The sequence below is a fragment of the Enterococcus sp. 5H genome (assembly GCF_028128615.1).
GTDB lineage: Bacteria > Bacillota > Bacilli > Lactobacillales > Enterococcaceae > Enterococcus_L.
This window is the reverse complement of the sequence record NZ_AMDP01000002.1, coordinates 183,822-209,587: the sequence shown is the minus strand read 5'-3', so window position 1 is coordinate 209,587 and position 25,766 is coordinate 183,822. Positions and strand designations below refer to the sequence as shown.

22 protein-coding genes and 1 tRNA gene are annotated in these 25,766 nt (G+C 35.0%); 1 reads left to right on the top strand and 22 read right to left on the bottom strand.

From position 1 onward, the window contains the following. Positions 1–27 precede the first annotated feature (27 nt). From C240_RS01195 to C240_RS01140, 12 genes are all read right to left on the bottom strand, one after another. Positions 28–1,245, bottom strand: a complete 1,218-nt coding sequence (locus tag C240_RS01195) for a pyridoxal phosphate-dependent aminotransferase (protein ID WP_271489582.1) — start codon at positions 1,243–1,245, stop codon at positions 28–30. A gap of 178 nt (positions 1,246–1,423) precedes the next feature. After that, entirely contained in the window at positions 1,424–3,073 is a 1,650-nt protein-coding gene (locus C240_RS01190; RefSeq protein WP_271489581.1) for a glycoside hydrolase family 13 protein, read from the bottom strand. Between the two features lie 233 nt (positions 3,074–3,306). Then, positions 3,307–3,389 (bottom strand) — tRNA-Leu (locus C240_RS01185). Between the two features lie 99 nt (positions 3,390–3,488). Beyond that, on the bottom strand, positions 3,489–4,220 hold the full coding sequence (locus C240_RS01180) for an ElyC/SanA/YdcF family protein (RefSeq protein WP_271489580.1): 732 nt from the start codon (positions 4,218–4,220) through the stop codon (positions 3,489–3,491). Between the two features lie 109 nt (positions 4,221–4,329). Next, positions 4,330–4,833, bottom strand: coding sequence for a SprT family protein (locus C240_RS01175; protein WP_271489579.1), 504 nt, complete (start codon positions 4,831–4,833; stop codon positions 4,330–4,332). Between the two features lie 2 nt (positions 4,834–4,835). Continuing rightward, the gene (locus tag C240_RS01170) at positions 4,836–7,028 is read right to left on the bottom strand and encodes a Tex family protein (protein ID WP_271490718.1); all 2,193 of its coding nucleotides are present in this window, start codon (positions 7,026–7,028) and stop codon (positions 4,836–4,838) included. Positions 7,029–7,145: 117 nt separating this feature from the next. Further along, on the bottom strand, positions 7,146–7,880 hold the full coding sequence (locus C240_RS01165; protein WP_271489578.1) for a metallophosphoesterase: 735 nt from the start codon (positions 7,878–7,880) through the stop codon (positions 7,146–7,148). 261 nt (positions 7,881–8,141) lie between these two features. Continuing rightward, the gene (locus tag C240_RS01160) at positions 8,142–8,561 is read right to left on the bottom strand and encodes a pyridoxamine 5'-phosphate oxidase family protein (RefSeq protein ID WP_271489577.1); all 420 of its coding nucleotides are present in this window, start codon (positions 8,559–8,561) and stop codon (positions 8,142–8,144) included. A gap of 140 nt (positions 8,562–8,701) precedes the next feature. After that, positions 8,702–9,079, bottom strand: coding sequence for a DUF4430 domain-containing protein (locus C240_RS01155; protein ID WP_271489576.1), 378 nt, complete (start codon positions 9,077–9,079; stop codon positions 8,702–8,704). A 2-nt stretch (positions 9,080–9,081) separates the two neighbouring features. Further along, complete coding sequence (locus tag C240_RS01150; RefSeq protein ID WP_271489575.1) at positions 9,082–9,780, bottom strand: ECF transporter S component; 699 nt, start codon at positions 9,778–9,780, stop codon at positions 9,082–9,084. Then, positions 9,773–11,455 (bottom strand): ABC transporter ATP-binding protein, encoded by a 1,683-nt coding sequence (locus C240_RS01145; protein WP_271489574.1) that lies wholly within the window; start codon positions 11,453–11,455, stop codon positions 9,773–9,775. The genes C240_RS01150 and C240_RS01145 overlap by 8 nt, the downstream gene beginning before the upstream one ends. After that, positions 11,428–12,315, bottom strand: a complete 888-nt coding sequence (locus tag C240_RS01140) for an energy-coupling factor transporter transmembrane component T (RefSeq protein WP_271489573.1) — start codon at positions 12,313–12,315, stop codon at positions 11,428–11,430. The genes C240_RS01145 and C240_RS01140 overlap by 28 nt, the downstream gene beginning before the upstream one ends. A 245-nt stretch (positions 12,316–12,560) precedes the next feature. Here C240_RS01140 and C240_RS01135 point away from each other — a divergent pair, with 245 nt between their 5' ends. After that, positions 12,561–13,493: a helix-turn-helix transcriptional regulator gene (locus C240_RS01135; RefSeq protein ID WP_271490716.1), complete on the top strand. Its 933-nt coding sequence runs from the start codon at positions 12,561–12,563 to the stop codon at positions 13,491–13,493. 15 nt (positions 13,494–13,508) lie between these two features. On the opposite strand, the gene C240_RS01130 is transcribed toward C240_RS01135, so the two are convergent. The 10 genes from C240_RS01130 to C240_RS01085 all read right to left on the bottom strand — a co-directional run bounded on the left by C240_RS01130 (position 13,509) and on the right by C240_RS01085 (position 25,755). Beyond that, positions 13,509–14,108, bottom strand: coding sequence for a short chain dehydrogenase (locus tag C240_RS01130; protein ID WP_271489572.1), 600 nt, complete (start codon positions 14,106–14,108; stop codon positions 13,509–13,511). Positions 14,109–14,244: 136 nt separating this feature from the next. Beyond that, positions 14,245–15,411 (bottom strand): molecular chaperone DnaJ, encoded by a 1,167-nt coding sequence (gene dnaJ, locus C240_RS01125; RefSeq protein ID WP_271489571.1) that lies wholly within the window; start codon positions 15,409–15,411, stop codon positions 14,245–14,247. A gap of 188 nt (positions 15,412–15,599) precedes the next feature. Continuing rightward, entirely contained in the window at positions 15,600–17,429 is a 1,830-nt protein-coding gene (dnaK, locus tag C240_RS01120; RefSeq protein WP_271489570.1) for a molecular chaperone DnaK, read from the bottom strand. Positions 17,430–17,500: 71 nt separating this feature from the next. Next, positions 17,501–18,055, bottom strand: coding sequence for a nucleotide exchange factor GrpE (grpE, locus tag C240_RS01115; protein WP_271489568.1), 555 nt, complete (start codon positions 18,053–18,055; stop codon positions 17,501–17,503). Positions 18,056–18,115: 60 nt separating this feature from the next. Then, positions 18,116–19,156 (bottom strand): heat-inducible transcriptional repressor HrcA, encoded by a 1,041-nt coding sequence (gene hrcA, locus C240_RS01110; protein WP_271489566.1) that lies wholly within the window; start codon positions 19,154–19,156, stop codon positions 18,116–18,118. Positions 19,157–19,348: 192 nt separating this feature from the next. Beyond that, a complete protein-coding gene (gene hemW / locus C240_RS01105; RefSeq protein ID WP_271489564.1) occupies positions 19,349–20,518 on the bottom strand; it encodes a radical SAM family heme chaperone HemW in 1,170 nt (389 codons plus the stop codon). A gap of 20 nt (positions 20,519–20,538) precedes the next feature. Continuing rightward, positions 20,539–21,489: a riboflavin biosynthesis protein RibF gene (gene ribF, locus C240_RS01100; RefSeq protein WP_271489562.1), complete on the bottom strand. Its 951-nt coding sequence runs from the start codon at positions 21,487–21,489 to the stop codon at positions 20,539–20,541. Positions 21,490–21,506: 17 nt separating this feature from the next. After that, positions 21,507–22,427: a tRNA pseudouridine(55) synthase TruB gene (gene truB, locus C240_RS01095; protein WP_271489560.1), complete on the bottom strand. Its 921-nt coding sequence runs from the start codon at positions 22,425–22,427 to the stop codon at positions 21,507–21,509. A 220-nt stretch (positions 22,428–22,647) separates the two neighbouring features. Continuing rightward, the gene (locus C240_RS01090; protein WP_271489559.1) at positions 22,648–24,078 is read right to left on the bottom strand and encodes a lectin-like domain-containing protein; all 1,431 of its coding nucleotides are present in this window, start codon (positions 24,076–24,078) and stop codon (positions 22,648–22,650) included. Between the two features lie 459 nt (positions 24,079–24,537). After that, positions 24,538–25,755, bottom strand: a complete 1,218-nt coding sequence (locus C240_RS01085; RefSeq protein ID WP_271489558.1) for an MFS transporter — start codon at positions 25,753–25,755, stop codon at positions 24,538–24,540. Positions 25,756–25,766 lie beyond the last annotated feature (11 nt).

Below are 25,766 nucleotides of genomic sequence, written 5' to 3'. Positions count from 1 at the left end.
TGAGTCACTTTTTCATATCTCTGACGTTTATTTTTGTCGATACGTACTCAAAAACTCTTGCATTTTATTAGCAGTAATTTTTAAATCTTCCATTTTAGGCAGATAAACAATTCTAAAGTGATCCGGCTGAGTCCAATTAAAACCCCCACCATGAACTAAAAGTATATGATGTTCATGTAGAAAATCTAAAACAAATTTTTCATCATCATAAATATTAAAGCGTTCAATATCAATTTTAGGGAAAATGTAAAATGCCGCTTTCGGTTTGACAGCTGATAAACCGGGAATATCATTGATTGCATTATAAATAAATTCTCTTTGTTCATAGACTCTTCCACCAGGCAATAGTAAATCATCTACACTTTGGTAGCCTCCAAGTGCGGTTTGAATAATCTGTTGTGACAATACATTTGAACATAAACGCATAGATGCCAACATATTCAACCCTTCGATGTAGCCTTTTACATGCTTTTTATTTCCACTTAAAACCATCCAGCCACAACGGAATCCTGCCACTCTATGAGATTTAGACAAACCATTCAAGGTCACTACAAATAAGTCTGGTGCTAGAGTCGCGATAGGTATATGAGTTAAACCATCCATAACCAAGCGATCATAAATTTCATCAGAGAAAATGATTAAATCGTTTTGTCTTGCAATTTCAACGATCTGTTCAAGAATTTCTTTAGGATACAAAGCACCTGTTGGATTATTTGGGTTAATTAAAACAATTGCTTTAGTGTTCGGTGTGACTTTTGCTTTAATATCGTCAATGTCTGGATTCCATTCTGCCTGTTCATCACAAATATAATGAACAGGATTTCCTCCAGCTAACGAAACAGATGCAGTCCATAACGGATAATCTGGCATGGGTACTAGTACCTCGTCCCCATTATTTAGCAAGCCTTGCATACACATCGTAATTAATTCACTAACACCATTACCCGTATAAATATCATTAATTGTCACATTAGGGAAACCCTTTACCTGACAATATTGTTCAATGGCTTTGCGTGCAGAAAAAATACCTTTTGAATCAGAGTAACCTTCTGAATTACGTACGTTCATAATCATGTCACGAACAACTTCATTCGGAGCATCAAATCCAAATGGGGCGGGATTACCAGTATTAAGTTTCAGAATACGAATGCCTTCTTCTTGCATTCTGTCAGCTTCTTCTAAAACTGGACCACGTACATCATAACTTACACCATCAAGTTTGTTGGACTTCTCAAAATTTCTCATACTGTATCCCTCATTTTCAAAATTTTATATCTTTAAAGTTACGCCACTCACAAAAAAAAAGCAATGAAAAATTTGAAATTTTCTAAAAAATTTTTCTATTCTTACATCTTAGCTTTTCTTAAACATAAAAAGAGTAAAGCATCACACAATTTTTAAGGACACTTTACTCTGATTTTACTTATTTATGTTTATAGACTCTTGCTTCATATGGTGCAAAAATGGTATGTTGATGAATCTCATACTTATTTAAGTTAGACAATTGAAGATCCCACTGTTCAATCTGCACATTTTCTGGCAAATCAGCAGAAGCAAATTCTTTGGAAAGGTTGATTATAACAACAAAGCGTTCATCACCCAAGCGACGACCATAGACAAACAATTGTGGATGTTCAGGTAGATACAATTTATACTCACCGTAGATCAGCGCTTCATTTTGATTTCTTAGCCGTATTATTTTTTTGTAGAAATTTAATACAGAATCTGGATCAGCCATTTCATCTAAAACATTAATTTTGTGCTTGTTTGGGTTAATGACCATCCATGGTGTTCTTTTTGAAAAGCCTGCAAATTCTTCACCAGTCCATTGCATAGGTGTTCTTGAGTTATCTCTTGCTGTTTTACGAATAACTTCCATGGCTTTATCTGGTGATAAACCAGTTTGAAGCATTTCATAATAAAAGTTTTTTGTATCTACTGCATCAATTTCAATGATTGACGTAAAAGGCATATTCGTCATACCGATCTCTTGTCCTTGATAGATAAACGGTGTCCCTTGTAAAAGTAAGAACGATAATGCTAATGCCTTAGCAGATGCCTGCCAAAAAACTTCTTCCTCACTACCAAAACTTGATACAGAACGTGGAATATCATGATTTTCCATATATAAAGCATTCCAGCCTTTTCCATCTGCTAAAGCTTCCTGCCAGTTAGTTAAAGCCTGTTTAAAATGAATCACATCCAATGTATCATTTTCTGATTTATTCCATAAAGAAATATGATCGAACTCAAACAACATATTAAAATAGCCATCATTGTCACCAACCCATTGATATGCCTGTTCAGCGCTAACTCCATTAGCTTCGCCTACAGTTAAAATATCACGTTTTTTGAAAATATCTCTTAGTTCTTCTAAATGAGTTTCAATTCCCGGAACATTTTTGAAGGAATCAAATGGGTCATTAGTTGATTTTGTTGCTAGTGGGGCTTTTTTTATATGAGAGATTGCATCTACTCGAAATCCATCAATTCCTTTATCCAACCACCAGTCAATCATCGAAAATAGTTCTCTTTTGACACGAGGGTTTTCCCAGTTAAGATCGGGTTGTTCTTTTGCAAAAACGTGTAAGTAATATTGATGCGTTGTTTCGTCGTATTCCCAAGCTGATCCGCCAAATATTGATACCCAATCATTTGGGGGACCATCAACCGTTCCGTCCGCCCAGATATAATAATCACGATAATCGTCTTTAATAGACGATCTAGATTCAATAAACCATTCGTGCTGATTTGAAGTATGGTTAATAACCAAATCCAGTATTACCTTAATTCCATGTTCATGGGCCTCTGACAAAAGTAAATCGAATTCTTCCATCGTACCAAATGTTTTAAGTATCTTTTGGTAATCGCTAATATCATAACCGTTATCCACATTAGGCGACTCATAAATTGGTGTAATCCAGATAAAACCAATTCCTAAGTCTTTTAGATAATCTAGTTTTGAACGAATGCCATTCAAATCACCAATTCCATCATTATCTGTGTCCATAAAACTTCCTGGATAAATTTGATAACCAACTGCTTCTTTCCACCAAGTCTTCTTGATTGTCATCTGTTTCACCCCTATTCTTATCTTTCCCTACATTATAAAATAAAAGAATAAAAAGCGTATCTATAATGCATGGGTTTTTGAAATTTTTAAACAAAAGCAACGGCTTGAACTATATAATAATTTTATTTTAATCTATAAAAACAGATAGCACTGACATTATAGTAGCTAATACTTTTATAAAGGTATAAAAAATAATCCTAAACCTATATATTTCTAGGGTTAGGATTAAAACATGCGGCCAAGAAGACTCGAACTTCCACGGGAGTACTCCCACCAGCCCCTCAAGCTGGCGCGTCTGCCATTCCGCCATGACCGCGTAAAAAAACATAGCTATTCAACCATCCCAGTATAAAATAGCTCACTAACCTTGTCAAGATACGCTGAATTCCAAATTATTCCATACGCATTCATATTTTCACAGATATCGATCGTTGGGATAGTTAATACATAGTTGCTCATAAGCTTGTTCTACCTCATCAGGGATCTCAATTACATCAATATAACTCTTGCCTAGTGGTCCATAGCCGTTTTTATCATTTCTTAGTCGAGGAATCTCACCTAAAACAAGTGAAATAAAATACTCCTTATGCCATAGTCCATTTAATCGATCATCTTCAAAAATTATAGAATTTTGAATTGCTTTTATATAGGGAATCCTCGGAACATTATTTGTAAATTTTGTTCCAGTACCAGCCCATTCTTTTTCGAAAGCTGCCTTGATTCTTCTCTGTAAAATTGGGTCTTGTAATAATAACACCTTTTCGGGATTTAGTTCTGCTTGTTTAACTACTTTTAATGCATTCGCAGCATTTGCACCAGAATTGGTAGATTCCATTTCTATTAAAAAGCTATCTTTTGGTAATTTAAATTTTTCTTCAAAGTACTCTAGATACATTTCTGCTTCACTTTTATTGGAGACTGTTATTCCAATTTTTTTTAAATTTTCCCGTAAAAAATGCGTTGCATGTCCAACACCTCCGACTAGCATAACAGAAGCCGTTATATTTTGTTTTTTTAAACGTATTAGCTCATCCGCCAGATAAGGTAAACTATTTCCAGCTAAAATTGCCAGATCATACGTTCCATTAACTGTTTCTCTTGAAGCTAAAAAATCAATAATGGTATTCCAATGCTTAATTTCTTCCATCGCTATTACCTCCATTACCTTATCCACTTTAATTAAAAAACAGCTCCTTGGAAATTAGGTAACTCAATCTCGTATTGAGAACGATTCTTCTTTCCAGGAGCTTAGTTTTTCAAAATTTAGCCGGAACAGTTACCTCAATTAGTCTACCACGACATTTTCCACATACAAACTTATTAAGATTGACTCGGCGTTTTCTTAAAATCAATGTTTGGCATTTTTCACATTGATATTGATAATAAGATTGTGGCTTTTGTTCAGTTAATGGTCGAACATAGCGGCTGCCTCCAGTTTGTTTTAGAAGTGTCTTAAAATCAGAGTCTTTATGTTGATAACCGCGCCCTTCTAAATGCAAATGATAATGACACAACTCATGCTTTATAACATTAACTAGTTCTTCTTCGCCGTAGATTTCAACAACTTTGGGGTTGAAATCAATGTTGTGAGAACTTAAATGATACCGACCGCCTGTTGTTCGCAAACGTCGATTAAAGAAAGCTTTGTGTGCAAATGGTTTTCTAAAAAATATACGTGAAATTTTCTCAACTAAAGTCTGTAACTGGTTATCTGAATACTGATTTTTCGTTAGGTTATCTCCTCTAGAAGAACGGTCCAAAATTAATCTTTCCTTTCAGCTTGTGGCAGCATTGTTAAACTAATGCGTCCTTTCTTCAAGTCTACTTCTTCTACCCAAACAGTCACTACATCGCCTACTGCAACAATATCCGTTGGATGCTTCACAAATTTTGTACTTAGTTTTGAGATATGCACCAAACCATCTTGTTTCACACCAATGTCTACAAATGCACCAAAATCAATAACATTACGTACCGTTCCTTGAAGCTCCATGCCAGATTTTAAGTCTTCCATCGACAAAACGTCTTTTCTTAAAAGCGGCGCAGGCATTTCGTCACGCATATCGCGACCTGGCTGAATTAGAGCAGAGATGATATCTTTCAACGTTTCAGTTCCAACGGCCAATTCTGTTTCTAATTCAGTCAATGACAATGTTTTGATTTTTTGTGCTGATTCTAGACTACCTAACTCTGCTAATTTTACATTCGCTTTTTCTAAAATAGCTTTTGCAGCATCATAACTTTCCGGATGAATACCCGTATTATCTAAAATATTTTTACCATTTGGGATACGTAAGAACCCAATTGCTTGTTCAAAAGCTTTAGGACCTAAACGAGGTACTTTTTTCACTTGATTCCGTGCAGTAAAAGCGCCATTTTCATCGCGATAAGTAACTAGATTTTGAGCAGTTGTTTTGTTCAATCCTGAAATATGCTGTAAGAGTTGCGGGCTTGCTGTATTTACGTTTACCCCAACTTGGTTAACTGCAGTTTCAACCACAAAATCCAATTGTTCAGCTAAACGTTTTTGAGAAACATCGTGCTGATACTGACCAACACCAACAGCTTTGGGATCAATTTTAACTAATTCTGCTAACGGATCTTGTAAACGACGAGCAATACTTATCGCACTGCGTTCTTCAACTTGTAGATCAGGAAATTCTGTTCTGGCAACTTCGCTTGCAGAATAAACGGATGCGCCAGCTTCATTAACAATTACATAGAATACTTCACGCTTAATCTGTTTGAGTTGTTCAGCCACGAATAATTCAGACTCACGACTAGCTGTTCCATTCCCTATAGCGACCATTTCAACTTGGTAATCCTCGATTAATTTAGTGAAGACAGATCCAGCTGCTGCACGTTTATCTGCTGATGCTGGTTTGTGAGGATAGATTACTTGAATAGCTAAAACTTTACCAGTTGCATCTACGATAGCCATTTTACACCCCGTACGATAAGCCGGGTCAAACCCTAAAACTACTTTGCCTTTCAAAGGCGGCTGTAATAATAAATTACGTAAGTTTTCACCAAAAATATTGATCGCTTGTTCATCAGCTTTTTCAGTTAATTCATTACGGATTTCACGTTCAATTGCTGGTCCGATGAATCGTTTATAACTATCAAGATAAGCAGCTTCAACGTATGATACGGTTAAAGCTTGTTGATTATCACCAACAATTTGACGTTCTAAATAAGCTTTGATTTTTTCTTCATCAACTAAAATAGCAACTTTTAGAATCTCTTCTTTTTCTCCACGATTCGTTGCTAACACACGATGGGAAACCATTTTACTAACAGGTTCTGAAAAATCATAGTACATTTCATAAACAGCTTTTTCATCTTTTTCTTCGTCTTTAACGGTACTAATATATTGGCCGTTTTTAAAGGTGAAATCACGAATCCAAGAACGGAATTTGGGTTCATCACTTACTCGTTCAGCGATAATTTCGTGTGCTCCTTGTAACGCTGTTTCAGCGGATTCTACTTCTTTTTCACTATTTACATACGACTCTGCTTCTTTCACTACATCAGCATTTTTCGGAAAACTTAGTAACCAATCTGCTAAAGGTTCTAAGCCTTTTTCCTTTGCTATCGTCGCTTTTGTTCGACGTTTTTGTTTATATGGACGATATAGGTCTTCTACTTGCTGCATTTTAGTTGCTTTTTGGATTGATTTAGCTAGTTCTTCAGTTAATTTTCCTTGCTCCTCAATTAAACGCAAGACTTCTTCTTTTCGTTTTTCCAAATTCCCTAAGTACGTATAGCGCTCTTCAATCTCACGAATCTGTACTTCATCTAAACTACCCGTCATTTCTTTACGATAACGTGCAATAAATGGTACTGTATTCCCTTCATTCAATAAAGTCAGTACAGTTGTAATTTGTTTCGAACGATAACCGGATAATTCTTTTAATAATAATTCAACTACGTCTTGATTGTAAGCTTCCGCCATTTTTTTCATACCTCTCTTCATAAAACATACTCTTTTATTTTAGCATAAATTCTACTTGAAATATAGGATGAGTCAGAAGCTTAAGAAAGGTTTGATGATTTTAAAATGTTCCTTTTTTTAAAAATCAGGCTGCCAAGGTCCAGTTAAATTTTGATACTCAATATCTTGTAAAATCCCATTTTTATTAAAAATTACACCGTGAACAGAACCTCCGAATACTGCACCACCATCAATCCCAATTTTATTATCTGATAACCATAAATCTGTTGTCTCCATGTCCCCGTGCAACATTGGTGTGATTGTATGACCAAAAACAATCGTTTTCCCAGTATTATTTTTCCCTTTATGAAAAGCTTCTCGAATCCAAATGAAATCGTGCGGGCTGGTTTCATGCCAGTCCTTTTTAGTCAAATCTACCCCGGCATGAACAAATATGTAATCATTCCATTCAAAAAAGAGTGGACGTACGGTTAAAAAGTCAATCAATTCTTTATAACGACTGCGGATCATCATCGCAATTTCTGTCGGGGAGTATTCTTCTGTTGCACCTTTATGAAGCAAGCTCTCCATTGTTTCTTTGCCGCCATTTCGAATATAACTTGGAAACCAGTCTTCTGGATTATTTAAAAACTGTAAAAAGTATTCTTCATGATTGCCTCTTAGATAGATTGCATCATATTTTTCGACTAGTTCCATACCTAAAAAGAAGCATTCTTTTGTTTTAGGTCCCCGATCATTTAAATCTCCTATCAAAACCAATTGATGTAGGTCTTTATCATAATATTGAATCAGATCTTCAAATAATTCAAATTCTCCATGGATATCACTGATTGCGTAAACATATTCTTTCATACTTTTTACTCCTTTCCAGTAATCGTTAAAATTATTATACCCTACATTTAACTAAGCAACTTCATAAAACGCCAGTTAAGTTTAGTAAAGATGAATGATTTAATAAATTTATTAAGTTTTAGATCATGATGTATCACTCATTGGCACAGCCGCTCCAATTGTCATATTTTCTTATATATAAACAGAAAAAGAACAAGACACAATTTTTCAGTATGTTTTGCTCTTTTCTTTATTCCACTTCATATTTTTCAATCTTATCCTTTACAGAGAAACAGTCTCCATATTTTCCATATCTAAGATGACCGTAGCTTCTTTAAAATGAAGCTCGTATAATACTAGCATTGCACCAACATTCCGAATATTTTCTTCGTATTCCGGAATTTTTTGAATCCATTGTTCGGCTACGTCATAAATCGTTAAACTACTTTTTTTAACTGTGCCATGATGAACTCTGATATGTTCTGTTGTTGTTTTCGGGATTGTTGTAAATGAAATTTTGGGGTTTTGTTCAAATTCCTTAACCTTTTGATTTCCTTTAAATGTGGAGAAAAATACGCATTTTTTAGATTCGTCATAGAAAAAATTGACAATCCTCACATTCGGCTGCTCTGCAACACTTGTTGCTAACGCAATTTCTGTTTGTTCCTGCATAATTTTTTTAAAAGCTTGTTCAATTTTCATCTAATAACCACTCCTTTGATTGATATAGTTCATTCTAGCAAATAAACCCTGACAACTTAGTGTCAGGGTTTATCAATATTAGGTATAATTAATTTTAGATCTAAATTTCCCTAATATTGCGGGATCAGAAATACTCTTGTTTATATTTTATCCAAGGTCCATGTAACGACATCACCATCTTTAGGAAAATATTCTACCGCTCCTACATCTGGTTGCTTACCATTTACATCATATAACCAATACTTACTCGTTGCTGCATCTTGCTTATGACCATCTATTCCACTAATAAAATCTTTATCCATATCTAACTTAAAATTAGCATCCATAATCGTTTGAAGGGATTCCTTTGGTTGAAATTTGATTTCTTTTTTATCAAATTGTTTCCCATCTTCTTTTAGAATAATTGTCACGTTTTGATTAGTCTGCTCGTTGGTTTTCTGACTATCTCCAGTTTTACCACATGCTGCTAAGAAAAAAATAAGCACTAAAACCATTGTTGCATTTATTAATTTTTTCATTTTTATCCACCTTTGTTTATATCATATTTTATCAAAATTCGCTGAAGTTTTTTCTGAATCGTTCTGAATAATAAACATGAGAAAAAAGCATTAGCAAAACAATAAGAAATGGTATACGGTAATGCGGTTCCAAGTAATGCTAAATATCTCACCCATGAAAATTGACGATCAAGTGAAAAGACCGTCCATATATCCATAAAAAAAGAGAAAAAGATTCCTGCAAAAATTCCATATATTATTAAAAACCAATAATTTTTTTTTAGTATTTTCTGAATCAACGGTACTCCAGCTATAAAACCAATTATTCCCCAAGATAACATTTGAAATGGTGTCCACGGACCTTGACCGAACAACATATTTGAGGTAATCGCCGACAACGACCCAACTAAAAAGCCGATTTCAGATCCCATGCAAATCCCAACTATAATAATGATAGCAGTCATCGGAGTAATCGCCGGAATCATATAAAACAACACACGTCCTAAAACTGCGGTAGTTGTTAAAACAGCTATTAAAACTAATTCTTTCGTATTCAATTCTTTTTTTTCATATTTATAATAGATTGGAAAACAAGCAATCACCGCTATGGCCATTGAAACAATTTGATATTGATTTGTCTGTATAAAAATCCAGAGCAATAGACAGATGACCATCATGATTACCAATCTAAAAATAGACTGTTTCGAAAAATATTTAGTCAACTGTCTCATCCTCCCATCTCTGATAGGCCTCACTTACTTGATCGATCGTCACTAAATTAGGAAAATATTCTCGAGCAATACGACTTGCTGCAGTAGTATAAAATGCATGTCTGCTAAAAAAATTGGATGGATCGGCTACTGTTAGTATTTGATTTTCAAAGAATAACCCGCAGCGATCTGATGATTCAGCCGCAAAATCTAAATCATGGGTAACACAAATAATCGTTTTCCCTTGTATGGATAACTTTTTTAGTAATTGAATTATTTGTTTTTTCCCATAATTGTCAATGCCTTTGGTAGGTTCATCTAGCAGTAGAATTTCAGGATCAGTCAACAATAGCTTTCCTAACGCAGCTCGCTGACATTCACCGCCACTAAGGTCTAAAGGATGCTTTAATAGACTATCTTGAATGCCTAAAAGTGCTGTTATTTCTTCGATACGTTCTTGTTGTTGGAATTCACTGATGTGTTGGTTTTGTAAACAAGTCTGATAATCTTCTTGGATTGTATCCTTAATAAAAAGCATTTGCGGTTCTTGCGGCAGATAGGCAATTGTCTTTCGCATTTTTTTTAGGGAGTGATTTAGTATCGTTATTTTTCCATGATAACAATTGTAAATTCCTGCTATCGCTTTAAGCAATGTAGTTTTGCCGCTGCCATTTCCACCAACTAAAGAAAAAATTTCTCCTTGTTTAAATGTTGCTGTTACGCCAGCTAAAATATCTTTTCCATTTTTTTCGTAACGAAACCAGCAATTATTCAGCTCGATACTATAGTTATTTTTACTTAAATCTTTGACAGTTGGTTTTATTTCTTTGGGTAACGGTGCACACTTACGAAACTGTTGTTCTAAAAAACGTTTCCCTTCTATTACTGTTAATGGGCATTTATCTTCATTTACCTGGCTCGCATGATAAAGTTGAACTGAACTAGGCAAACTAACAAGAAAACGTGACAAATCATATTGATTTTGTTTAATTCTATCCGAGATATTTACTGGTTTTTCATTCAAAACGATATGGCCATTCGCTAAAAGAACAACTTTATCTACTGAAGGAAAAATTGTTTCTAAGCTATGCTCTGACATCAGGATAGTTGTTCCCATTTCACGATTTAAGCGAATCAATACTTCGATAAAACTTTGCGCGGCAATTGGATCTAATTCGGTAGTTGGCTCATCTAATAATAAAATATCTGGCCGCATAACTAAAACAGAGGCTAAATTCAACAGCTGCTTTTGTCCGCCTGAAAGTATCTTTGTGGGTTTTCCTAGTAGATCTTGAATGCCAAGAAAATTAACCATCTCAGCAATTCGACTTTTAATCTCATAAGGATCTAGACCAAGATTTTCTAGTCCAAAAGCTAATTCTTGCCAAGTATTTTCTGTGACAATTTGACTGTCTGGATTTTGACTAACAAAGCCGATTTTATTTGCGGAAATTGACTTTGAAAGCTGAGTGAGCTTTTCATTGTTTAAATAAATATCGCCTGATTGTTTACCAGCAGGTGTTAACTGAAGCTTTAAGAGTTTTAGCATAGTTGATTTTCCACTTCCAGAAGCACCGCATAGTAAGACAAACTCACCTTGACGAATTGATAAAGAACAATCATTTAAAGCCGGCTGAGTAGCTCCCGGGTATTGAAAGGTTATATTTTTGATTTCAAGATAGCCCAAATGATCGCCTCCTTTAATCGATTAATCGTTGGAATAAAAGCAAAAATAACAATTAGCAAATAGTTTACCCACTGCAATTGGATGAACGGTTCGATTGCTTCTAAATAAGGATAATAGCTAAACTCAAACTTTCCCACCACTAAATAGTAGATAAAAATTATACTAAAACTGAAAATTCCAAATAAATATATACTATCACTACTATTCCACTGATAAAATAATCGACTTGTCCGTTTTGAAACACCATAGCCTCTGGCAAGCATTGAATCCGCAGTATCCAACGAGTTTTCTATTGCCCAAGAAAAAAAATGTCCGAATAAATCAAAACCGTAAGCCGCTTTATCTCTGAATGTTCTCTTTTCAGCTAGTTGAACTGACTTTTGAACCTGATTTAGTTCCTGAAAATACTGTTGGAATAATGGAATAAAACGAAAAATCAACGTTAAAATCATAGTAAGTTTGGGCAATTTTGAACCGAATAAATAAAATAAACGCTCCGAATCAACACTTTTTTGAAAATTTTGAAATGAATAAATAACTGTAGCCATCATTAACCCGATAAAAAAACCATAAATAAATGCTTCCAATGTGATCGGCTTATTAAAAAGGAAAAAAAGAATGGTTCCTCCACGATGTACAAATAGCGGATTAGTAATAGTAATCACAATAACTAAAAGTAATGGAAATACAATCGGAGTTTTCTTTGCTCCAACTAGTTGTACTAATCTAAGGCTTAAAGTAGCTAGGAAACAGCTAGTAATAATCACAGGATTGGTTGTGCTGATAATAATTAACAATAGTAATAGAAAATAACAACAAGAAACAAAGGGATGGCTACGTTTAAAAAAATGAGGATTCATCCGTCACATTCCTTTCTCTAGTTTCTATAATACGGATTTCCAGCAATTTATACAATAAAAAAACGGCAATTATTTTTATTAAAGTTTGCCGCTTCTCTTTCAATCAATAAATACGGTTCCAACGCAATTCAAAGCTAAATCTTTCATTAGCAAAATTTCACATCATGTTCGCTTCCACAATTATTTTTTTCAATTATACTATTATTGAAGACATAGAATTGAAAAAATAAAAAGAAGGTGCTTTTATCAAAACTGAGCGATTACTCACAATAATTATGATTTTATTAGATAAAAAACAAATTAGTGCCAGTAAATTAGCTGAAATGTTAGAAGTTTCAGTTCGAACGATTTATAGAGATATTACCTCACTAAGTGAAGCGGGTATTCCTGTCACTACAATTCCCGGTGTAAATGGCGGTATTCGAATTATGGATCATTATAAAATTGACAAACAATTCTTTACCAGTTCAGATATTACTTCTTTGCTAATTGCATTAAACAGCTTATCAAAAAATGTTTCCGCCCTGCAATTGAATCAAATCTATGAAAAATTAAAAACACTTGTTCCAGCTCATTTTTTAGAGGAAATTAAATTTAAAACAGATCAGATCACCATTGATCTAACACCTTGGACTAGTAATAAAAGTGTGCAACCCTTTTTGGAGACAGTCAAACTTGCACTAGATCAATCCCAATTACTAACATTTCATTATGAAGATTATCAAGGTCAGTTGACTAACCGTACTGTTGAGCCTTATCGCTTAGTTTTAAAAGAAATCAGTTGGTATTTACAAGCTTTTTGTACAGAGAAAAAGGGGTTTCGTACATTTAAATTATCTCGAATGTCAGAATTAAACATACTTCCTGAATCATTCATCCCTCGTGAATTTACGCCTCAACCTTTAGGTACCGATCACTGGGTGAGTTTACCTTTTATAACTATTCATTTAAAAATCCACAGCAAAATAAAAGATCAGCTAGTTGATAAATTCGGTGATTTAAATTTTTCAAAAATGGCTGGGAACTCAATGTTGACTGTGGATTTCCCTTTTGTAGAGGATGAATTCGGTTATAACTTACTACTTGGTTTTGGCAAAAATTGTGAAGTTCTTAAACCACCGCATGTGCGTGCAGAATTGAAACGACGAATCCATGATCTAGCTACCCTTTACGATTAACTGTTTTAGCATAATTTAATAAACTTTAAAAGTTTCACCCGTCATAATTCCATAGATTGACTTTTCGAATGCCGGAATAACATCTTTAATGGCTACAGGAACAAATCCCTTAAAATAGTCTTGATAATCAGACCAAGATTCTAAAAGAGCATTAGGACTGACTGCATTGATCCTTATACCTTGCTGACATTCAAGTGAGGCTGCCTTGACAAAAGAAGTTAAGGCTCCATTAACCATCGCAGATGATGTACCTGTCGGAATAAATTCATCCATTAAAATACCAGAAGTTAAAGTAATACTGCCATTAGGGTTCAAAAAATGTTGCCCAATTAAAACAAGGTTTACCTGTCCTTCTAATTTACTCATAATAGAAAAATGATTTTTCTCAGGCGTTAATTGATTTAACGGTTCAAAAGTAGTTGCGCCCGCCGTAGAGATGATTGCATCTACTTTTCCAACATTATCAAACATTTGTTGAATACTTTTTGGATCAGTAATATCTACTTGCACATCCCCTTTTGAACGACTAGCAGTGATGACTTCTTCTTTATCAGCAAAATAATTATAAACACCTGTGCCTAATGTTCCTGTATGTCCAATTAGTAATAGTTTCATATTTATCACCTCATAAAGTTTTTTTATCCTGAATCATTATACCTCTAGCTAGTTTCTGCTAAAAACTTTCTGCCTAATGAACAAAAAATGTCTGATACTAACTAACTTGCATAGTTAATACCAGACGTTTAATTATTTATTTTTTCTTTTTACCGCCGAAAGCATCTTTCATTTTATCAAAGAAACCTTCTTCTTGTTGTTCGCTAATTGTTTGACCACCAGCTTCAGCAAAGTTACGTAACGCTTCTTTCTGTTCGTCATTCAAGTTTTTAGGCGTAATGATTTTGACTTTCACATGTTGATCGCCATTATTCCCACCACGTAAACGAGGTGCACCTTTTCCGCGTAAACGGAAATTGGTTTCTGTTTGTGTACCTGCGGGAATTTTTAGTTTGACATCTCCATGAACAGTTGGTACTTTTACTTCATCTCCAAGGGCTGCTTGGACAAAACTTAATGGTAAATCATAGTAAATTTCAGAGCCGTCACGATCAAAAATATTACTGTCTTCAACATTAAAGACAACATATAAGTCGCCATACGGTCCGCCATTCATACCAGCTTCACCTTGATTTGCTAAACGCATTTGTTGTCCATCTTCAACACCTGCTGGAACATTCACTTTTACTTTATGAGCTTTTTTCTCGTGACCTGTTCCGTGACAAGTAGGACAAGGATCTTTGATTTCTTTACCCGTTCCATGACAAACATCACATGTTTGGCGACTCATCACACGACCAAGAGGTGTTTGACGTTCTACATTAATTGAACCTGATCCGTGACATTTATGACAAGTTTCAGGTTGAGTACCTGGTTTGGCACCATTTCCGCCACATGTACTACAATTGTCTTCACGGTTATATTTGATTTCTTTTTCTACACCAAAGATCGCTTCTTCAAATTTCAAATTAATTGAATATTGTAAATCTGCTCCTTGTCTTGGTGCTGTAGGATCAACGCTACGGCTGCCTCCGCCAAAGAATGAATCAAAAATATCTTCAAAACCGCCGAAACCGCTACTAGAAAATCCACCTCCGCCAAAACCGCCAAAGCCACCAGCGCCTCCGCCATAATTTGGATCAGTTCCAGCATGACCGTATTGATCGTATGCAGCTTTTTTCTGAGAATCACTTAGGACCTCATAAGCTTCAGAAACTTCTTTAAATTTTTCTTCCGCATCCGCTTCTTTATTAATATCGGGGTGATATTGTTTAGAAAGCTTACGGTATGCTTTTTTTATTTCATCATCTGAAGCGCCTTTTGCTAAACCTAGGACTTCATAATAATCTCTTTTCGTAGCCATTAGTTCCCCTCCAACTATTATTCCATTTATTCTAAAAGGTCAACGCCAACTTATCTGTTTAAAAACATCGTTGTAATCATACCATAAATTAAGTAAAAGAAAAATAGCTTAATTTATTTTAGCGTCTAAATAAAGATAGGCAAAGACCAAAGTGATGACTTTGGTCTTTGCCAGCTTGTTAACGATGATTATTTATCGTCGCCTTCTACTTCTTCAAAGTCAGCATCTACAACATCATCTGCTCCACCTTGTGCAGCTTCTGGATTTTCTTCTGCTTGTTGTTGCGCTGCTTGTTCATAAAGTTTTACTGTTAAGTTTTGGACGATTTCGTTTAATGAATCACGTTTTGCTTTCATTTGTTCGATATCGTTCGCTTCAACAGCTGCTTTTAACTCATCACGAGCATCTTCAGCTTTTTTAACTTCATCAGCATCAACTTTGCCTTCTAATTCTTTCAATGTTTTGTCAACAGTGAACAACAAAGCATCAACGTCATTACGTAAATCAACTTCTTCTTTACGTGCTTTATCTGCTTCAGCATTAGATTCAGCGTCTTTTACCATACGTTCGATTTCATCGTCTGATAAACCTGAAGAAGATTTAATTGTAATTGTTTGCTCTTTTTGTGTACCTAAGTCTTTTGCACGAACATTTACGATACCATTTTTATCGATATCAAAACTTACTTCGATTTGCGGTACACCACGAGGAGCTGCTGGAATATCTGTTAATTGGAAACGACCTAATGTTTTGTTATCTGCTGACATTGGGCGTTCACCTTGTAATACATGAATATCTACTGCTGGTTGGTTATCAGCTGCTGTAGAGAATACTTGAGATTTACTAGTTGGGATTGTTGTATTACGATCAATCAACTTAGTAAATACGCCACCCATTGTTTCAATACCTAATGATAATGGAGTAACATCAAGTAATACTACGTCTTTTACGTCACCAGTGATAACCCCACCTTGAATAGCAGCACCCATAGCTACAACTTCATCAGGGTTTACAGATTTGTTAGGTTCTTTGTTTGTTTCTTTACGAACAGCTTCAACAACTGCAGGAATACGAGTAGAACCACCTACTAAGATTACTTCATCAATTTCAGAAGGGTTTAAACCAGCATCTTTTAATGCTTGGCGTACAGGTGTTTTTGTACGTTCTACTAAGTCACTTGTTAATTCATCAAATTTTGCGCGAGTTAGGTTCATTTCTAAATGCAATGGACCAGCGTCTCCAGCTGTGATAAATGGTAAGCTAATTTGAGTTGACGTTACACCTGATAAATCTTTTTTCGCTTTTTCAGCAGCATCTTTCAAACGTTGAACTGCCATTTTATCTTTAGAAAGATCAACACCGTTTTCTTTTTTGAATTCAGCTACCATATAATCGATGATTTTGTTATCAAAGTCATCTCCACCAAGTTCGTTATCTCCAGCAGTTGATAATACATCAAACACACCATCACCTAATTCAAGGATAGATACGTCAAAAGTACCACCACCAAGGTCAAATACTAAAACTTTTTCGTCTTTGTCTGTTTTATCTAAACCATATGCTAATGCTGCAGCAGTTGGTTCGTTAACGATACGTTCTACTTCTAAACCAGCGATTTTACCTGCGTCTTTTGTTGCTTGACGTTGCGCATCGTTAAAGTAAGCCGGAACTGTGATAACTGCTTTATCAACTTTTTCGCCTAAGTATTCTTCAGCAAAACCTTTTAAATATTGTAAGATCATTGCAGAAATTTCTTGTGGTGTATAAGATTTGCCATCAGCTTCAACTTTATAACCAGCTTCACCCATATGACGTTTGATAGATGAAATAGTGTGTGGGTTTGTTACCGCTTGACGTTTAGCAACTTCACCAACTTGGATTTCACCATTTTTGAACGATACTACTGAAGGTGTTGTACGGTTACCTTCTGGATTTGCAATAATTTTTGCTTCTCCGCCTTCTAATACAGCAACTGCAGAGTTTGTTGTTCCTAAGTCAATACCAATAATTTTACTCATAATTATGATCTCCTATCTTGATTTTAAATTTTAATTTTTTTAGTTAATTTATATTATGCAAACAGTTTTGATTATTGTGCGACAACAACCATGCTTGCTCGTAAAACGCGTTCATGTAGTTTATAACCTTTTTGTAAAACTTCAACAATAGTATCTGCAGGCGTTTCAGCACTTGCAGGAATTGTTTGAACTGCTTGATGTAAATTAGGATCAAAGGCTTCACCGATTGCTGGGATTTCTTCAATTCCTTCTTCTTTTAAGGCTGCTTGAACACTTTCAAGTACCATAGAAATACCTTTTTTCAAGCTAGCTCCTTGTTCATCATCAACTTCAATTGCCATCGCACGCTCTAAATTGTCGATTGACGGTAATAACTTTTTACCTAAGTCTTGTGAACGATAACGAACAAGTAATTCACGTTCATTTTTGAAACGATTACTCATGTTAGCAATTTCTGCACGAGCTCTTAAAAACTTATCTTCCATTTCTGAAAGTTCCGCTTTAGTACTATCTAACTCTGTCATTTCAGCTTCAACTTCTGAAACACCAGAAGCATCGATTGCTTCTTCATGTTCTTCGTTTTGCTTGGCTTTTAATTCTTCGTTTGTTTCTTCTTTTTGGCTCACTTTGCAACTTCCCTTCTCATTTCCGTAGAATTAATTAGAAATTCTATATTTTACTGGTTACTACTCATCAAGAAAACGATAATAAGCACCAAGTTTTGACGCTAATTCATGTCGAAAAACATCGACTAATCCAAACATTTTTGAATAAGGCATACTAGTTGGGCCTAATAAAGCAATGGTTCCTTTACCATGTCCAGCTACCTCATAAGTTGCAGTAATCATACTCATATCATCAAGTAAGGTATTACCAATTTCAGAACCAATCCGAATCGCAATTTGGCTATCTGAAATTTCACTTGAAAGTAAGTGCGTAATCGCATCCGTATTCTGCATAAATGAATAAACTGATTTTAACTGTTCAATGTCCTGTTTCACACCAAAATCAAGTAAATTCATACGACCACTAACAAAAACTTTTTCTTCAAATGCATGTCCTAACATTGCTTCGAATAAATCCATCATTCCATCAGGTGTTTGAAAATAACGATGTAAAATCATCGGAATCTCCGTCCTTAAACGATGATAGACAGTTAAAAGCGGTTGCCCAACGAGTTTATCGTTAATGATTTGAGTCATTTTTTCTAAATCCTGACTCGTAACAGATGGAGGGATAGCGAAAACTTGGCTTTCAACATTACCTTTATCTGTTACAATCACTGCGATAATTTGCCGATCATTAAGAGGGACAATTCGAAAGCCAGTTAATTTACGTTCCTTAACTTCCGGACCTAAAGAAAATGCTGTATAGCTTGTTAAATTGGAAAGTATGTCTGCCGATTGTTTAATGATGTCGTTAATTTCATGAAATTCTTTTCCAAAAGAATGACGAATCGTCTCTAATTCATCGTGTTCAATTTCCGCTGGACGTAATAAATAGTCCACGTAATAACGATAGCCTTCCATCGAAGGAATTCGACCTGAAGATGAATGGGTCTTAAGTAGCAGGCCATGTTCTTCTAAGGCTTTCATGTCATTACGAATCGTTGCAGAACTTGATTGGATTCCTTCTTCCATCAATTTCTTTGATCCTACAGGAGTTCCTGTATTCGTGTATTCTTGGATGATAAGCCGTAGAATATTCTGTTGTCTTTCTGTTATCATAGTTACCACCCTCCATTAGCACTCTTGTTAGTCGAGTGCTAATACAAGTATTAATATACCAAGTTCTCATAGACTTGTCAAGAGAAAAACATACTTTTTTAGCACTCTTTACATACGAGCGCTAAAAATAGAAAAAGTCCTTAAATTGAGCTCTTTACTCAATTTAAGGACTAGTCAATATTACTAATTTCATTACTCTTTATCTAAAAGAAATTCTTCAAATACATCATTCCCTACAAAAAGACCTTGTTCCGTTAATTGTAAAAACTCTGGACCTTCTTCTAGTAAACCTTTTTCTATTAAAGACGAAATTTTTTCACCATACACTTGATTGGTTGTTCGCCCAAATTTATTTTTAAACCGTTCTTTAGAGACGCCATCTTTTTTCCGCAGACCTAAAAAGAATTCTTCTTCCATCTGATTATTTAGCGTTAGATTTTCAGTTTCAACCACTGGCAACTGATTTTCCCTAAGCGGTTTTAAATAATGCTGAATCGGTCCGTGATTACGGTAACGTGTATGACCAAGATAACCGCTAGCACCTGCGCCAAAACCATAATAATGGTTATTATCCCAATAAACTAAATTATGCTGACTCTCTTTACCAGCTAAAGAAAAGTTACTCACCTCATATTGATGACGACCTGCTTTTTCCATAGCAATAATCGTTTCTTCAAACATCAGCGCTTCAACTTCTTGGTCCGGCAGCTGTAAACGTCCTTGCCTCACCCAATTCATAAACATCGTTTTATTTTCTAAAATCAACGAATATAGAGAGTAATGCGGCAAATCTAATTCAATTGCACGTTTTAAAGTATCTCTAAAACCTTCTAAAGTTTGACCAGGTAATGCATAAATCAGATCAATACTCACATTAGTAAAGTCTTCTTTTTCTAAAAACTTCATCGTTTCGTATACATCTTCTGCAGTATGCTTGCGACCAATTTTTTTTAAAAGCTGATTATCAAAAGTTTGAACACCCATAGATAAGCGATTCACGCCAAAATCTTTCATCACACGTAATTTTTCTGCCGTTAAATCACCTGGATTAGCTTCTACGGTAAATTCGTTTTGCTCATTGAAAGGCAGCAATTCCCGTACCCCATTTAATAAAACAGCCAATTGATTTGCCGATAATGAGGTTGGTGTTCCACCGCCAATATAAATTGTTTCCGTATCATTACTAGGAAACTTTTCTTTGGTTAAACGAATTTCATTTAGTAACGCCTGAATATATTCATCTACTGGTTGTCCTTCTAAAAATACTTTATTAAAGTCACAATAGTAACAGATGTGTTCACAAAATGGAATGTGAATATATGCTGAAACTTTTGCATTATTCACTGCATGCTCATTTACCATTTATATATTTCCTTTCAAAATCAACCGATTGTATCTGTTGAAAAATATGCCGCAGTATCAAGCTCATCTTGTTTTAGTTGCGCGATTAAAGTTTCTGCCCCATCAAATTTGACTTGGTCTCTTAAATAATGATTCCAGCGAACAGTCACTTGTTCTCCATAAATATCTTGATGGAAATCTAAAATATAGACCTCTACCGTTAATTCGCGACCTTCACCGAAAGTATCATTGTGCCCTATTGAGCCCATTCCGATATACCATTTATCACCAATTTGAATTTCTACAGCATAAACACCAATTCGCGGCAAACGGACAGTACTTTTCACTTTAATATTAGCGGTTGGAAAACCAAGTAAACGTCCTCTAGCATCTCCATGAACAACTGTACCTTCAATTTCATAGACATAGCCAAGTAACTCCGTGACTTCTTCCATTTGTCCAGATTCCATTAATTTACGAATCCGAGTTGAACTAATTTTTTCACCAGCCAGTTCTTCCTTACTTACTGTGACAACTTCAAAGCGCCCTTGCGCATACTTCGGAAGATGGTCAACATCAGCTACATCTTTAGGGCCATAAGTATAATCGAACCCTGAAACAGCAACTTTTGAATGTAAACCAACGATATATTGATCGACAAATGCTTGTGGTGCTAATTGAGCAAAAGCAGAAGTGAAATCTACGATATATAAAATATCAACACCTAACTTTTCCATCAAACGCTCTTTTTGTTGTAAACTATTTAAATACTTCATGTTTTCCGGCAAGACTTTTTGAAAAACAATTGAAGGATGTTGATTAAAGGTCATCACTGCTAATTTCAACCCTTTTTCAGTTGCAGCTTTTTTACCTGTTTCTATAACTTTTTGATGTCCGCGATGAACTCCGTCAAAAAAACCCAAAACCATCACGACGTCGTCTGTTGGGATTTGTTTCGAATCAAAGGGATGTCTAATTGGAATAATTTGCATGTTAAAACTTCTTTCTGTTAATTATTTCTTAGTACTTTACTAGGTTTTAAAAGATTTGTTTTTGTTGGATGCGCCATGTATAAACTCACTACTTGATTTTGGTAGAATAAGGCAACTAGTTCATCCGGCATACTTTTCAATGAAAGCTCCTGCAATTTCAAGGGAACACCGTTTTTTACTTTTTCATATAATTTATCTGACAGATCAATCCTTGGAAATTTTTCGATTCCAACTTCAATTGGTAGCAGTACCTCGGCTATTTGATTATTTTTCATTTTTTCAGCAACTTCTGCTAAAGTGAGACATTGTTCAGCTTTCAGTCCACCACTGGCTGTTCTGGTTAAATCAGACATATGTGCTGGAACTCTTAAAGCAAGTCCCGTATCAACAGACAAGGTTCTTACGTAAGTTCCTTTGCCGCACACAACTTTAAAGCCCCAGCTTTGTGTGCCATTTTTAGAATCAAAAATAGGTTCACTGGTGCGTTCAAAAGAATAAATCTTAGCTTTACGTTGCGGTCTTTCCACTTCCTCGCCATTTCGTGCATATTCATATAGTCGTTTACCATTTACTTTGACAGCTGAAAACATTGGCGGAATTTGAGTGATTTCACCAGTTAGCGAGTGCATTGCCTGATCAATTGCTTCTATCGAAAAAGGTTGAGTGAGTGTTTTCTTTTCAACAACATCTCCGCTAGCATCTTCAGTTGTAGTAGAAAATCCTAACGTAATTTCACCTTCATATGTTTTTCCTGAATCTACCATGTACTCGATAACTTTCGTTCCTTTACCGATACAAATTGGCAAAACACCAGACACATCCGGATCTAATGTACCACCGTGTCCAATTTTTTTTGTATGTAAAATTTTTCTTAATTTAAAAACACAGTCATGACTAGTCATCCCGCGTTCTTTCCATAAAGGTAAAATACCGTCCATCTTTTTCCTCCAGTTTTAAATTGTCAACTCAGCTATTATAACATAGAAATATAATTGGCAGTATTCTGGCTTCTTTTACGAAAAGATAAATTTATTATAGTAGAAAAAGGACGACTTGAGCATAATTCAATGAATTACGTCTAAGTCGTCCATCTTTCAAAAAAGTGACATAAATTAGTCCCTTTATATAGAACTTCTATTCTAACTATTCAGTTAATTATTAGTTGATTTTCGATACGTTGATTGAACCAATATATCCTGCATTAAAGTTTTCAATAACAATTAACGGATCTGTTTCTTTCGCCCCTAGTTTAAATGTTGATGTCATACGATAGTATCCCTTTTCTGCTAAAGTACCATCAGAAATAAAAGCGTTAATTAACTCTCTACTCTCTTTACTACTTGGATCTTCTTTTAAGGATACTTTCAATCTATGTCCAGCTGGTTTCTCGTTTTCTGGTTTTACATAGACAGTTACTCGGTATTCTTTTCCTTGCTCTAATGCTTCTGTCCCAGTAAAGTGTTTATACACACCCGCATGTTGAGTTGAGAAGAAAGTGTAATCACCAACCAAAGCTTCATCAGGATTATATTGTAATTCAATATCTTGACCCGCAAACATCTTCCAACCATTCGATTTTCCTTCTGGCCAAGTATCTTTAACGTTAACTTTTACATCAATAGTCTTTCTTGCTACATCACCACGGTTATTTTTGACCTCATACGTGACATTATAGGTACCTGGAACCGCGCTGTTTACATTATTAGATATTGCTTTGATTTTATTGGTTAGATCTCCATCATTTTTATCATACGCTTTCAGACCGATTTTTTTATCGAACGGATTAAAAATCTCATCTTGTTGAATCTCAATATCATTAGCCTCAAGCTGAGGTATATTTAGTGTTGCCTCAATTTTACCAATACGTAATTTATGTTCTGCTGAATAATTGTTGGCAGTTGTAGCTGCCAAAATAAAAGAAGCCTTGTCTTTACTAATATTTTGTCGAATACTACTGGTATTCATAGTCAGCCACAACTCTTCACCATCAAACTCAATTATAGCCTTGTCATAGCCACTCAAAGAAAACATCATAGATTTTATTGATCCTATTGGATTTAGATAATCATACCAATCTGTATGAACAAAGACATGGTGAGCCCAATTTATTAACCCCGTTGTATCCTCTGGAACACCTGGATTCATATACGTATCAAATTCAAACCCTAAACCATTTTTCAACCCTAAAATACCAAGCCCACTACCATCTATCCCAGACAATCCAACTTCATTAGTTTTTCCATCATGGAATGCAAAACCTATACCATTGGCAAATCCAGATGATTTGTAACCCAAATCAATATACAGCTCTATTTTGAATTTTTCACTGAAATCTATTTGAGAATTTAGCGTAATAGCGCCTAATTGGTTAAATTCGTCTTTCGTTAGTCTTACCGTTTGATCGTCGATTAGTTCTGCATCTCCATGAAGAGTAAATAAGTCTGTTATTTTGATATCTGACTCTTCGATTCGTGACTTCGATACTTCCTGTTTGTTTACTCCTTGAGCAAAAGCATCTACTTTGGTCATACCACCACACACAAACACAGACATCGCGACCAATAACGTTGTAACAATAATTTTTTTCATCCTAACCACACCTTTCAACTGTATATTTTTCATTAATCAACTTTTATTAGGTAGATTCCCTTCTCAATAGTAATAAAAAGAAATTAATTTCTCTCTATAACAATAATTTACTATATTTTTAAAAAAATATTATTCACACAAAGTTTATTTATGCCCAAATTTGAATTTTTCATCCCCTAGAAGTTATTATCTTCTTAACTCCTACCAAGAAAAAACACAAGAATTAATGTTTTAGATCTTTATCGATTTATTAACATCAATCATTCAAGGTACTATTTAGTCATTTTTTTCCTCCAAAATGATTATTTTGAATGTGAAATTAAAAAAATTGTAGCAAAACTCAATGAGTTACGCTACAAATACCCAACAACCGAATAAATAAAGAAGTCAGAAGCAACCTCTTGATTATTAATCCAATTTCAATCAGTTTCAAACACATTAAACAACTTTTTTTATTGACTATTTCTTTTTAGCTAAAATTAAGATTGCCATCGCGACAAGTATCACACCCATAATAGCTGGTGCTGCATGGCTGACTGAAACATAAACAACTCCCCCGACAACTGGTCCAATAATCCTCGCCAGGGCTTGAATTGATTGACTTCCACCTTGTACTCGACCTTGTTCACTTCCATCAACAGATTTGGAAATAAGCCCATTATATGCTGGACCAAAAATTGAATCACCAAAACCAAAGATAAACATTCCCACAATAAATAGAATCGAATTCGTAAAAAAACTTGAAGCTGCCATCAAAATATAGCCGAAAATTTCAGCAGTCATTCCAAAAACTACAATTTGTTTATCACTAAATCTTGTAATTAATCTTTGCATAATCAGACCTTGGGAAAATATATCTTGAAAGCCCATAATTGAAAAAACTAAACCAATAAGTGCCGGTTTCCACTGAAATGTATCAATTGTAAACTGGGATAAAATTCCTTGTAAACTACCACTAGGAATCCAAAGTAAAAAAGCTGAAATAAAAACCCATTTTAGATTCTTAATGGACAGAACAGACGCAAGCTGTACAAACGGTTTTATTCTGCCAAACGTGATTTCTTGTAGTCGTTCACTTTTATCAAGGCTTTCAGGCATTAGGAACCAGCCATAGACAAAGTTTAATAACGAAATAATTGCACCAAAATAAAGTGGGGCTGCATAACCAAATTTTCCTGCAATCAAACCGCCAATTGTTGGCCCCATAATGGAACCAACACCAGCAACAGCACTTACCCAACCAAAATACTTCGTACGTTCTTCTGTTGAAGTGATATCGGCAAAATAAGCAAAAATAGTACTAATACTTCCACTGGTAATCCCTTCAATGATTCGACCAGCGAACAAAATCCAAAGCGCTCCTCCTAAGCCAAATACTAAAAAGCCCACTGCTGCCCCTAACAAGCTAATCAAAAGCAACGGACGTCGACCATACCTATCACTCAAAGCACCTAATACTGGCGCTGAAAAAAACATACACAAAGCATAAACTGAAATTAAAAGTGTCACAACCATTGCTTGGTTAGCCGAATTTTTTATATATGGTGCTACCAAAAATGGAATAACTGGGGTAATAATACTAAACCCTACCCCGATAAGAAACACTGAAATTAATCCAAAGGTTAATGCGTGTTTATCTATCGTTTGTTGTTTTTTTTCATAATTAAATTTAGACATATATGAATCTC